A 13,088-nucleotide genomic window follows, 5' to 3' on the forward strand; every position below is an offset into this window, starting at 1 on the left:
TGAAAATTGGGTCGTTTACCGAGGTTTTTGAACCTCCCGAGACCGTTTTCAAGAAAAATTTTCTCTTGCCTAAATAATAGGCAGCATCAAGGGGAGAGAAAAATCTGGACAGAACAAAGTCGAACCTTTAATGTACGCAAAGCGTATATAAAGGTGATGACAATGAGTGACCAACAGACTTTCCTGCGCGACGCCATGCGCCGCCTGAACCTGACCAGGGACCATTTTTCCGATCGCATCGGCGTCCGCAAGCGTGCATTGGACACCTGGCTGCTTCCCGAAACATCGAGTGAATTCCGGGTCATGCCCGACATCGTCAGCAAATTTGTCGGGGAAATCCTGGATGGCGAATTGCATCATCCAGCTTCAACGCAGAGCGTATATTCGAATAAAGCGGGCTCCCCGCTCCGCGAACAGATTGCCTATAACGGCAGACCCCAGCTGCTATCGGTGGGCCAGTTCTCACGCGATTCGCTGGAGCAGCTGTTCCGCATCACAGACATCATGCAGCCCATTGCGAGGCGCCAGAAGGTCACGCGCATCCTCGAGGGTGCCGTGCTGGCCAATCTGTTCTTTGAAGCCAGCACGCGCACGCGTATCAGCTTTGGCGCGGCGTTCTGCAGGCTGGGAGGTTCGGTTTGCGACACTACCGGTTTTACCTTCTCTTCAATGACCAAGGGCGAATCGATTTATGACACCAGCCGCGTCATCAGCGGGTATGCCGACGCCCTGGTGGTCAGGCACCCTGAACAAGGGGCGGTCGACGAATTTGCCCGCGCCACGAATATCCCGGTAATCAATGGCGGCGACGGCCCGGGCGAGCACCCCAGCCAGGCGATCCTCGACCTGTACACCATACAGCGCGAATTCTCGCGGCTGGGGAAACTGGTCGACGGCGCCCACATCGTCATGGTCGGCGACCTGAAGTACGGCCGCACCGTGCATTCGCTGATCAAGCTGCTGGCGCTGTACCGCAACCTCAGGTTCACGCTGGTGGCGCCATCGACGCTGGAGATGCCGGCCCATATCCTGGAACGCATCGCGCGCGGCGGCCACGTGGTGGAGCAGTCGACCTCGCTGGCGCAAGGCTTGAAGGGGGCTGACATCGTGTACGCGACCCGGATCCAGAAAGAACGCTTCGCCGACGAGGCGATAGAGGGCTATACCCCGGATTTCCAGATCAACCAGGCGCTGATCGACTCCACCTGCAGCGCCGACACTATCGTCATGCATCCCCTGCCGCGCGACGGCAGGCCTGGCGCCAATGACCTCAGTACCGATCTTAACCACGATCCGCGCCTGGCGATCTTCCGCCAGACGGACAACGGCATACCGGTGAGGATGGCGATCTTTGCGACCTTGCTGGGTGTGGAAAACCAGGTCCAGCATTCGATGCGCGACGCCGGCTGGCGCTCGCCGCGGCATGTGGGGCCGGATGATGCGGCATTTGATGGGGTCGCCTAGACGGGGTCGCGTAGGGTGGGCGCGCTTTTGTGCCCACGCGTGAACTCACGCCACATACATACCATTGTAGAGCCACGGAGGTGCGTACTCCGGTTATCGCGGTCACGCGTGGGCACGAGGTGCCCACCCTACCCGGCCGCTTGCCTTAGCGTGCTTTCTTTGGCCGCAGCGTCTTGCCCGGCGGCGGCGCCACCGGCTTTTCCTTGGCCAGCGCCAGCAGGCCGGCGCAATCGCTTTGCTGGTCCGGGCTGATATTAATCAGGGGCAGCACGGCCGCCACCGGAGCCAGCACGCCGAGCGCAATCGCGCCGCCAGCCTTCAACGCCAGCACGCCCTTGTCCACCCCTACGTCAGGGTTCTTGAAGCTGCCAGTGACGTGCAGCGGCGACCTGAGCGAAAAGATGCGCAGTCCCTTGGTCTTCGGATTGATGGTCAGGGCCAGCGATTCCTGCGCCAGGTTGACCTGGCCTTGGACGCTGACGATGGCATCGTCGGTATCCATCACGAAGGTGCGCGCATCCATCACGCCATTGGTCACGGCAAAATCGCTGGCCAGGCAATTCAGTTTCACCTGCTTGTCGCCGAACAGCTTGGAAATCACCACGTTGCCGATATTCAGGCCCGCCGCTTCCAGCAGGAACTTGCTGATGGTGCCCTGGTTGATCAGGGTTTTCAGTTCGCCGTTCGAGCTGCCCAGCAGACTGGCCACCGAATTTCCGACTGCGGACAGCGACGCGTCGCCATTGATTTCCCCCAGGCTGGCCTGGGCTGACGCCAGCGTAGGGAACAGCTGCTTGATTTTCAGATGGCGCGCCGAAATTTTCATTTCCGCCTTGATCAGCTTATTACTGCCGTCGAGCTTGATGTTGGAAACCAGGTTGCCGCCGGCCACGCCAAAGTTCAGCGGCGTCAGCGACAGCACGCTGTCCTTCAGATGGAGGTCGGCCACCAGGTCCTGGATCGGCAGGTCTTTATCGCGGATGATCTTGCGGCCGGTGAACTTGACGTCGGCATCGATGCTGCCCCAGCGCGTGGTATCGAACTGCTCCACCGGCAGCACCTTGTTGCCCGGCTGTGCCACGCCATCGCCGCGATTGGCTTTGCTGGCGTTGGAGTCGGCGCCGATCAGCGGCGCCAGATCTTGCAGCTTGAGCTGGTTCGACAACAGCGTGCCTTTCAGCAAAGGCCGCGGTTTCTGCGCGACATATTCCAGCGTGCCGGACAAATCGCTGGAACCGACGCGGCCGCTGAATTTATCGTAGATCCAGTCGCCGCCGGCGCTGTTGAGCTTGCCGATCAGCCGCCCTTCGGTGGCGAACGGCGGCGTCGCCGGCAGCACGATGCCGGTCAGCGGGTACAAGTTCGACATGCTGGCGCCCGACAGCTTCAGGCGCAGGTCCAGCGCCGCCAGGTCGCTCGGCTTGGTCAGCGTGCCCTGGATTGCAATCGCGGTCTTGCCTACATGGACGCTGGCTTGCAGCGGATACGGCTTGCTGGAATTCTGCAACGACAGCACCGCGCCTGCCTTGCCTTCGCCGCCGACAGCGGCTTTGTTGAAGGTGCCGCCGACTTTCCAGCCGATGCCGTAACCTTCAGGGCTGATCGCCGGCAAGCTGTCGATGTCCGCCTTGATGTCGAGCTTGCTGACGGGATCGAGCAATCTCACCGTGCCTTTCGCCAGCACCAGTTTTTGCAGCTGCAGCTGCCAGGCGGACGGTCCGCTGGATTTGAAAGTCCAGTTGTTGTCGCCATCTGGCTTGCGCTCCAACGCGATGCTCGGCGTATCCAGTTCCAGCGACGGCACCACAATCTGGTGGGCCAGCAGCGGCAGGGGGCTCAACGAAAACGTCAGCTGGCCGATCTCCGCCATGTGCGGACCGGTCTTGGCCCAGTCGGGATTGTCCAGCACGATGTCCTTCGCGCTCAGGCGCGGCCAGGGCACCCAGCGGCGCCAGCTATCGAGGTCGGTCTGCGATTTTTGCCAGGTAAGCGCCAGATCGCCGCGAATCGCAAAATTGCGCCCGGTTGCCTCGCTGACCCGCTGGTTCAGCCATGGTTTGGCGCGGTTCCAGTCGAACGTGAGCAGCAGCGCCACGCACAGGGCGATCAAACCAATCAACGCCGCAATCGACCACAACAGCACGCGCACCGGACGCCGTAGCGGGGGAAAAGTAGAGGTAGTCATAAGGTTGTGAGGCAACTCGCTAACAAAAGTTCAATTTGACAAGTATCCGGAATATTGTGCTTGCCGCTTTGGTAATAATGAAACTGATAAGAAATTGTATGTCATCGGGACCCGGAGATGAGGCGTTATCCAAAGACTGGCCTTTGTGTGAAACATGCAAGCGTTTGTAACCCGATGTTGCGCAGCCAAGTAGCCGTGCTAGCGTGTAACCACCATCTATTCCTCGTAGTCTGGAGCAAAAAATGAGCAACAATAAAAACACCTCGATGTCGCTGATGCTTAGCGTCTGCGTAGCGATGCTGCCGCTGGCCGCCTGCGACAAAAAACCGGACGCTGCCCCTGCCGCAACGGCGCCCCAAGCGCCGCAAGCACAAGCAGCCCCTGCCTATGTACCGCCAACCGCCGACCAGCTGTATCAGCTGGTCGGCCCCATCGCGCTGTTTCCCGACAAGCTGGTGGCGCAAGTGCTGGCCGCATCCAGTTATCCCGACCAGATCACCGCCGCCGACAACTGGCTGGCGCAAAACAAGAACCTGAAGGGCGCCCAGCTGCAGGACGCGGCCAGCCAGCAGCCTTGGGACGTCAGCGTCAAAGGCCTGACGCAGTTTCCCAGCGTGCTGGACCAGATGGCGCGCAACATTCCCTGGACCTCGGCCCTTGGCGACGCTTACGTCAATGATCCTACCGACGTGATGAATGCGATCCAGGTGATGCGCCAGCGCGCCGCCAGCAGCGGCAACCTGAAAGACACTAAACAGCAGCGCATCGCCGTCAGGCCGCGCGTGCAGCCAGCGCCGCCCACCGGTTATGCGCCGCCGCCTGGCGAGCCGCTGGTCTATGCCGGCCCGGAAATGGTAGCGCCGCCGCCGGAAACCATCGTGATCGAGCCGGCCGAACCTGATGTGGTGTATGTGCCGGCCTACAATCCCGGCGTAGTCTATGGCCAGCCGTTGCCGGTCTATCCCGGTTATACCTACGAACCCCCTCCCCGTTATTATCCGCCGGGCGAGATAGTGACCGCCGGCGTGATTACCTTCGGCCTCGGCGTTGCTGTCGGCGCCGTGATCAGCCATCACGACTGGGGCTGGAATTCCTGGGGGGTGCATTGGGGCGGCGATGGCGGCGGCGGCAACTGGCGCGATGGAGGAGACCGCGACCATGGCTGGCACCGGCCCGCGGTTGTGTATAACAACAATACCTATGTGTCGCGCTCGACGACGATCGTCAACCGCGTGACCAACAACTACAACAATACCTACAACAACAGTACGGTGAACAACAATAGTACGGTGAACAACAACACCCGCAATAATTTTGGCGGCCCCGGCAATAATCCCGCCGCGGCCAACGGCGGGCGCCCTCCTGGCCAGCCGGGCGGCGGCGGTGCGGCTAATTTCTTCAATGGACAGCGGCCGAATCCGGTGGCGCCAGCGAATCCTGCACAGCCGCAGCCGCAGCCACAGCAGCGTCCGAACCAGAACGCAGCGCCGTTTGCCGGTAATCCGCGGCCGAACCATGGCCAGCCGGATTTCAGCCACATGAGCCGGCCCGATTTCGGCAAGACCCCGCCGCAGGCGAACGGCGGCGCGCCTAACGCCAATCAACTGGCGCGTCCGGGCTTCCTCCGGCCGGCTCCCGGCCAGCCGCAAGCCAGCGAGCCGGGGCAGAAACCGCTACCGAACCAGCTACAGCAAAACGCGCAGAGCCGGCGCCCGGCCCAGCCGAGGAACCTGGATGCAGAAAACGCGGTGAACCTGCATAAGAATCCTTTCAACGGCAATGTTCCAAGGCCGAACGTCAATCATCCCGCCGTACCGGAGGCAGCAAGACCGCAGCCGGCGCCGCAACCTCAGTCGCCGCCGCAAAACATGACTAACCGGCAGCCGGAGCAGTTCCAGCATCGGCCTGAAGGCGGCCAGCAAATGCATCAGGAACCGAACCGGCCGGCAGGCAATCCCGGACCGCAGTTTTTCAACCATCCGGAATCGCGGCCGCAAGCATCGCCGCAGCCACAGGCGCAACCCCACCCGCAGCCTCAGCTACAACAGCCGCGGCCGCAACCGGCGCCTCAGCCTCAGATGCAACGGCCACAACCGCAGCCGCAAATGCAGCAGCCGCGACCACAGCCTCAGCCTCAAGTGCAGGCGCCGCATCCGCCTCAGCAAAACCACGAGCAGCCGCATGGGAACAATATCCATCCGCAGAAAAAGGATGACGAACACAAATGAGCGTGTCGAAAAAATGTGATTGAGAAGAACTGCGGCAGGAACTCCGGCGCAATAAAAAAGGCTGGCTGAACACAAGGTTCAGCCAGCCTTTTTACTGTGCAAGCCGTCAGGCTCGCTGTATCTACGCTTGCAAGGTCATCAGGCTGGCGTTGCCGCCGGCGGCGGTGGTGTTGACGCAAACCGCGCGTTCGGCCAGCAGGCGCCACAAGGGAATCGAAGCGTATTCCGAGGTTTCCAGCAACGGCACCAGCGCCCCGCTTTGTTCTCCGAGCGCGGTCAGCAAAGGACGCAGGCGGACAGTGCCGGCGCCGTCGACCAGGGCCAGCTGCAAACGCGTGGCGTGGTCGCTGCCGGCCAGCTGGTCGACCACACGAATCGCAGCGCGCACCGCGCGCGGCAAACCTTCCGGGATCATGGCCGATGAGCCGGCCTCGACCACCGGCAGGTTGCCGGTAGCGAACACCGCCGCCAATTGATTCAGCATGGCGCCGACGTTATCCGCGCTGCACAGGATCGCGCCGCGTGGTGCGAACGACAGGCTGTTGCGTTCGCCGGTCGGGCCTGGCAGCACCAGCGAAGTGCCGAGCCAGCTGGCGTGCATGTATTCCTCGCCCAGCGCGGCTATGCGCTGGTGGCCGTGGGTCCTGGCCCAGCTCAGCAAGGCTTGCAGCACCGGCGTGGCGTTCGCCGCTTCGGGATTCGGCGCATGGATCGTATGCGCCCCCAGCGACACCGCAGGATTGCGCTGCAGGCGTTTCAGGTACAACGGTCCGCCGGCCTTCGGTCCGGTGCCGGATTTCCCTTCGCCGCCGAACGGCTGCACGCCGACCACCGCACCGACGATGTTGCGGTTGACGTAGATGTTGCCGACGTGAGCGCGGGCGACGATGAAATCGATGGTTTCATCGATGCGCGAATGGATGCCGAGAGTCAGGCCGTAACCGCTGCCGTTGATGGCGTCGACCAGTTGCGGCAGCTCGTTGCGCGCGTAACGCAGCACATGCAATACCGGGCCGAACACTTCGCGCTTCAGTTCCGACATGGAGCCGATTTCGATCAGCGTAGGAGCAACGAAAGTGCCATGGTGTTGCTCGGGCGGCAGCGGCAGCTGGTAGAAATCCTTGGCCGTGGCGCGCATCGTTTCGATATGCGCCAACAGCTGGCCTTGGGCGTCGGTATCGATCACCGGACCGATGTCGGTGACGAGGCGGTCCGGATTGCCGATCCGCAGTTCCTGCATGGCGCCCTTCAGCATATGCAGGGTGCGGTCGGCGATATCGTTTTGCAGGCACAGCACGCGCAAGGCGGAACAGCGCTGGCCGGCGCTGTCGAAGGCGGAACTCAGCACGTCTTGCACTACCTGTTCCGGCAGCGCGCTGGAATCGACGATCAAGGCATTCTGGCCGCCGGTTTCAGCGATCAGCGGCAAGTCCACCGATTCCGCCAGCGAGCGTTTGGCCAGGGTGCGGCTGATGATCTGCGCGACTTCGGTCGATCCGGTGAAGATCACGCCCTTGACGCGCGCATCGGCGGTCAGCGTGGCGCCGACGGTGTCGCCCTGGCCCGGCAGGAACTGCAATGCGGCGGGCGGCACGCCGGCTTCATGCAGCAGCTGCACCGCGCGGGCGGCGATCAGCGGCGTCTGTTCGGCCGGCTTCGCCAGCACCACATTGCCGGCGGCCAGCGCAGCGCTGACTTCGCCGATGAAAATCGCCAGCGGGAAATTCCACGGGCTGATGCACACCACCGGTCCCAGCGCCAAGGCATTCTGGGTATGCCGCACCTGCGCCGCGTAGTAGCGCAGGAAATCGACCGCTTCGCGCACTTCGGCGATCGCGTTCGGCAATGACTTCCCTGCTTCGCGGATCGCCAGCGCAATCAGTTCCAGCTGATGGACTTCGAACAAGGCTGCGGCGCGGTCCAGCTTGTCGGCCCGTTCCGCCGGCGGCAGGGTTTGCCAGTCCATGGCGTAGACGCTGGCGGCATGCAAGGCCTTGTCGACATCGGCGACGCTGGCTTCAACCACACTGCCCACCACGTCGCGCTGGTCGGCCGGATTCAATACCGGACGCACAGCCTGGCTGTAAGTTTGCAACTCAGCTAGCATCGGCGTGGCATGCCATTGCTGTTTGCCGAACACGCCAAAAGCGCTGTCGATCTGGCGCAGCACTTCTTCGCTGCTCAAGTCCAGGCCGGCCGAATTCTTGCGCTCGGCGCCGTACATGGCGGGCGGCAAGGCAATCTGCGGATGCGGCTCGCCGCCCAGCTGTTGCGCGGCTTGCAGCGGATCGGCGATGAGCGAATCGATGCTTACGCTTTCGTCGACGATCTGGTTGACGAACGAAGAATTGGCGCCGTTTTCCAGCAGGCGCCGCACCAGGTAAGCCAGCAGGGTCTGGTGCGAACCGACCGGCGCATAAATCCGGCAAGGCTTGTCCAGCATGTCTTTGCCGACCACCTGGTCGTACAAGGTTTCGCCCATGCCGTGCAGGCACTGGAATTCATAGTCGGTGATCTTTTTTTCCTGCGCCCAGCTGTAGATGGTCGCCAATGTATGTGCGTTATGCGTGGCGAACTGTGGGTAGATGACATCAGTCGACGCCAGCAGTTTCTGGGCGCAGGTCAGGTAGGAAACGTCGGTGTACACCTTGCGCGTATATACCGGGAAGCCGGGCAAGCCGTCGACTTGGGCGCGTTTGATTTCGGAATCCCAATACGCGCCCTTGACCAGCCGCACCATGAACTTGCGGCCGCTGCGGTGCGCCAGGTCGACCAGGTAGTCGATCACGAAAGGACAGCGTTTCTGGTAGCCCTGCACCACAAAGCCGATGCCCTCGAAACCGGCCAGCTCGGGGTCGAACGCCAGCGCTTCCATCAGGTCCAGCGACAGTTCCAGGCGGTCCGCTTCTTCGGCGTCGATGTTGAGGCCGATGTCGTACTGCTTGGCCAGCAGCAGCAGCTGTTTCAGGCGCGGCAGCAATTCTTCCATGGTGCGTTGCCGCTGCGCGCGCGAATAACGCGGATGCAGCGCCGACAATTTCACCGAGATGCCCGGGCCCTGCTTGATGCCGCGTCCATTCGACGCCTTGCCGATGGCATGGATCGCATCCTCATACGATCGATAGTAGGCGGCCGCGTCTTCCTCGGTCAGGGCGGCTTCGCCCAGCATGTCGTAGGAATAGCGGTAGCCGCGCTTTTCATTGTCGCGGCTGTTGCCGAGCGCTTCGGCGATGGTCTGGCCGGTGACGAACTGGTTGCCCAGCATGCGCATGGCGACGTCGACGCCCTTGCGGATCAGCGGCTCGCCGCCGCGGCCGATCAGCTTGGTCAGCGCTGAACCCAGGCCGCGTTCGCTATTGGTGGCGACCAGCTTGCCGGTGATCAGCAAACCCCAGGTGGCGGCGTTGACGAACAGCGACGGCGATTCGCCCAGGTGGCTGCCCCAGTCGCCCTTGCTGATCTTGTCGGCGATCAGGCGGTCGGCGGTCTGGTGGTCCGGAATGCGCAACAGCGCTTCAGCCAGGCACATCAGCGCCACGCCCTCTTCCGACGACAGCGAGAATTCATGCATCAAGGCGTCGACGCCGGAAGCGCGCGTGCGTTTTTCGCGCACCGCCTGCACCAGCTTGCGCGCCAGCGCCTGGCTGGCGGCATGCGCGCCAGCGCTGGTTTGCACTTGCGCCAGCAGCCATTGCACGGCCAGGGTTTCATCGCGCCGGTAAGCGGCGGTGATGGCGGCGCGCAATGGCGTCGGCTCGCCCATGACTTCCTGGTGGAAGACGGTGAATGCGGGGCTGAACATGGCGGAAGAAGTAGGGTCGGGCTTGGATGACGGCTGTAGCGGCGGCATGGCGGTTGTCTCGGTGAGTATATTGGTTTTGTTAATTTGCTTTGGAGCATTATTTGGTGCATCAATCACAGCGACCGGTTTAACAGTCCGGGAAAGTGAAGTTGTTCGATTGTAGGCGGCATCGGCATGGATTAATTCTGGTAATAATGGTCGCTATCAAAATTTTGTTATTGGTGAGAAAATTTAACCGAATAAAATTTTTCGGAAAATAGTGCATGCTTGACAAGATCAGCAAGAAAATCCTGGCCGAATTGCAGAATGATGGCCGCATCAGCAATGTCGACCTGTCTGCCCGCGTCAACTTGTCACCCGCCGCCTGCCTGGAGCGCGTCCGCAAATTGCAGGAAGCCGGCTACATCCTGCATTACACCGCCCAGCTCAATCCGCAACTGCTGGACGTCGCCTTGCTGGTGTTTATCGAAGTAGTGCTGGACCGCACCACGCCGGAGGTGTTCGAGGCGTTCAGCCAGAGCGTGCAAATCATTCCCGAGGTGCTGGAGTGCCACATGGTGGCTGGCGGTTTCGATTACCTGGTCAAGGCGCGCGTCAAGGACATGAACGCCTACCGCGAGTTTCTCGGCAAGTCGCTGCTGCAGCTCAAGGGCGTGCGCGAGACGCACACCTACGCGGTGATGGAAGAGGTCAAGCACACTACAAAACTGCCGATTCGCTGAGGGCCGGCAGTTTCAGTTCGTTGGCAGATCGTGTCACAATAGTTGTTCTTGTATCATCAGAACAACTATCTTGGAGAAGACACATCATGCAATTGCCGACAATTCCACACAAATTATTGTTTAGCCTGATTTGCGGTTTGAGCGGACATGCCGCCATCGCTGTCGCAGCATCCGCGCCTTTGCCGGCTGCCATATCCGCTGCTGCCGACGCTACACGCTCTGAAATCGCCCAGCAAGCCAAGGCGCTGGAACCGGCGCTGCTGGAGACGCGGCGCGATATCCATGCGCATCCGGAACTGGGCAATGTCGAGAAGCGCACCGGCGAACTGGTGGCGGCGCAGTTGCGCGCCCTGGGGCTGGAAGTACGGACCGGCGTTGCACGCACCGGCGTAGTGGCGATACTGAAAGGCGGCTTGCCCGGCCCGGTCGTCGCCTTGCGCGCCGATATGGATGCATTGCCGGTGAAGGAAGTATCGGACCTGCCGTTCGCTTCGCACAGCAAAGGCCGTTATCTGGACAAGGATGTCGACGTCATGCATGCCTGTGGCCACGATGCGCATACGGCGATCCTGCTGACCACGGCCAAGATCCTGAGCGACATGCGGGCGCGCCTGCCGGGCACCGTGGTGTTCTATTTCCAGCCGGCGGAAGAAGGCCCTAGCGATTTTGTGCCGGACGGGAAAAACACTTGGGGCGCAAAAATGATGGTGCAGGAAGGCGCGATGAAAGCGCCCAAGCCGGAGGCAGTGTTCGGCCTGCATGTATGGGCCGGGATTCCCGCCGGCCAGATCGCCTATCGCGCCGGCCCGACCCTGGCCAGTTCCGACGACCTGCGCATCCGCATCCTCGGCAAGCAGACTCATGCCGGCCGGCCGTGGGACGGCATCGATCCGATCACCGTCAGCGCCGAAGCGCTGGTGGGCCTGCAAACCGTGGTCAGCCGCCGCACCGATATTTCTTCCTTCCCGTCAGTGGTCAGCATCGGCACGATCAACGGCGGCACCCGCTATAACATCATTCCGGAATCGGTCGACATGACCGGCACCATCCGTTCCTACGACTATGGCATTCGCCAGAAGCTGCATGCGAACGTGCGCCAGACCGTGGAGAAGATCGCCGAGAGCGGCGGCGCCAAGGCCGAAGTCACCATCATCGAAAAATACGATCCGACCATCAACGACGCCGGCCTGACCGAAAAAATGGGCCCTACCTTGCGCTGGGCCGCACAAAACGATGTGACGCAGAGTCCGCTGGTCGGCGGCGCCGAAGATTTTTCTTTCTTTGCGAAAGAGGCGCCCGGCTTGTTCGTGTTCCTCGGCATCACGCCGCGCGGCCAGGATATGGCGAAGGCCGCGCCGAACCACAATCCGGGATTCTTCGTGGATGAATCGGCACTGGTGGTCGGCGTGCGCACCATGGCGTCGCTGGCGACCGATTATCTGTACGCCGCGGCGGCGCCACGCTAAACCGGTTTTCTGCTCAGGTGCTGCTGCGTATCGCCAGTTTGAAGCCGAGGTCGACGCTGGTGGTTTCCGGCGTCTCGTGCCTGAGCAGCTTGATCAATAACTGGGCGGCGGTAAAGCCGATGTCGTAGCGCGGCGTGACGATCGTGGTGATGCCGGGATTGGCGAAGGCCGACCACGGCAAATCGTTGAAACCGGCGATCGCCATCTGGCCCGGCACCGACAGGCCGCGCCGCTGGCACTCGAACAGGACGCCCAGCGCCAGGTCGTCGTTGCAGCAGAACACCGCATCGCAGGCTGGCGTCTGCTGCAGGATCTGGCCCAGCATCTTGGTGCCCAGCTCCACCGTCGACGGCGCCGGCGTCAGCACCTCGATATCGGGGTTGATGCCGGCTTCCGACAAAGCCTTGCGAAAACCGTGGCGGCGTTTCATCATGCGCGGATCAAGCTGGGCGCCGAGGAAACCGGGCTGGCGGTAGCCGCGTTCGATCAGATGGCGGGCGATGCTGTAGCCCGCTTCTTCATGCGAAAAGCCGACCGTGACTTCGCCGTTTTCCGGGTTCAGGTCGAACATGCGCACGGCCGGCACATTGTGCGTCGCCAGCTGCTCGCGCAGCGCATCCTGCTGTTCTATGCCGCTCAGCAAAAAACCGTCCGGCGCATGCGCCAGGTAAGTGCTGATCAGCTGGCTTTCCTTTTCCGGCGAATAGCTGCTTTCGCCGATCAGGAATTTATAGCCGTGCTGGTTCAGGCTGTCGCGGATCCCGGTCAGCGTGTCGACGAATACGGAATTGCTGAGCGACGGCACGATGACGCCGATCACCTGCGACTTGGCCGACGCCAGCGTGCTGGCGGCCTGGTTCGGCACATAACCGAGCTGCTTGATCGCCGCCGCAATGCGGTCGCGCGCTTCCAGCTGCACCAGCGCCGGAGTTTTCAGTGCGCGCGATACGGTCATCGGGCTGACCCGCGCCAGGCGTGCGACATCGACGATGGTTACCCTGCCGCTGGCGCGGCTGTGGCGTTGTGGTTTGAGTTCCTGGCTGGTCATGGTAACAATGGCATTCAATAGGTCTCTCTACATTTAGCTCGCTGCTGCCGGCTTGTTCATTATTCAGCCAGATTCCAGTCATGTATGCCGGGCAATGGAATCTTGTTCATTTAGCTAGCAGCAATGTTACACGCAAGCCGTCCGGCATTGTCATAGTTTCCTTGGAGTAAGGA

7 protein-coding genes are annotated in these 13,088 nt (G+C 61.7%); 4 read left to right on the forward strand and 3 right to left on the reverse strand.

The features are described from left to right. The first annotated feature begins 156 nt into the window (after positions 1-156). Positions 157-1,464, forward strand: a complete 1,308-nt coding sequence (locus tag CFU_RS22935; protein ID WP_014008385.1) for an aspartate carbamoyltransferase — start codon at positions 157-159, stop codon at positions 1,462-1,464. Positions 1,465-1,609: 145 nt separating this feature from the next. Here the strand turns inward: CFU_RS22935 and CFU_RS22940 are convergent, their stop codons facing one another. Beyond that, positions 1,610-3,649, reverse strand: a complete 2,040-nt coding sequence (locus CFU_RS22940) for an AsmA family protein (RefSeq protein ID WP_041742805.1) — start codon at positions 3,647-3,649, stop codon at positions 1,610-1,612. A 242-nt stretch (positions 3,650-3,891) separates the two neighbouring features. Between CFU_RS22940 and CFU_RS25435 the strand changes: the two genes are divergently transcribed. Next, complete coding sequence (locus tag CFU_RS25435; protein ID WP_014008387.1) at positions 3,892-5,877, forward strand: DUF3300 domain-containing protein; 1,986 nt, start codon at positions 3,892-3,894, stop codon at positions 5,875-5,877. 121 nt (positions 5,878-5,998) lie between these two features. Here CFU_RS25435 and putA read toward each other — a convergent pair whose 3' ends face one another. Beyond that, entirely contained in the window at positions 5,999-9,727 is a 3,729-nt protein-coding gene (gene putA, locus CFU_RS22950; protein WP_081466537.1) for a trifunctional transcriptional regulator/proline dehydrogenase/L-glutamate gamma-semialdehyde dehydrogenase, read from the reverse strand. A 215-nt stretch (positions 9,728-9,942) separates the two neighbouring features. Between putA and CFU_RS22955 the strand changes: the two genes are divergently transcribed. Together CFU_RS22955 and CFU_RS22960 are read left to right on the forward strand one after the other, a co-directional pair. After that, positions 9,943-10,401: an Lrp/AsnC ligand binding domain-containing protein gene (locus tag CFU_RS22955; protein ID WP_014008389.1), complete on the forward strand. Its 459-nt coding sequence runs from the start codon at positions 9,943-9,945 to the stop codon at positions 10,399-10,401. 86 nt (positions 10,402-10,487) lie between these two features. Beyond that, positions 10,488-11,867, forward strand: coding sequence for an amidohydrolase (locus CFU_RS22960; RefSeq protein ID WP_041742807.1), 1,380 nt, complete (start codon positions 10,488-10,490; stop codon positions 11,865-11,867). A 13-nt stretch (positions 11,868-11,880) separates the two neighbouring features. Here the strand turns inward: CFU_RS22960 and CFU_RS22965 are convergent, their stop codons facing one another. After that, the gene (locus CFU_RS22965) at positions 11,881-12,915 is read right to left on the reverse strand and encodes a LacI family DNA-binding transcriptional regulator (RefSeq protein WP_041742809.1); all 1,035 of its coding nucleotides are present in this window, start codon (positions 12,913-12,915) and stop codon (positions 11,881-11,883) included. Between the last annotated feature and the right edge of the window lie 173 nt (positions 12,916-13,088).

This window comes from Collimonas fungivorans Ter331 (genome assembly GCF_000221045.1).
In the GTDB taxonomy this organism is placed as follows: domain Bacteria; phylum Pseudomonadota; class Gammaproteobacteria; order Burkholderiales; family Burkholderiaceae_D; genus Collimonas; species Collimonas fungivorans_A.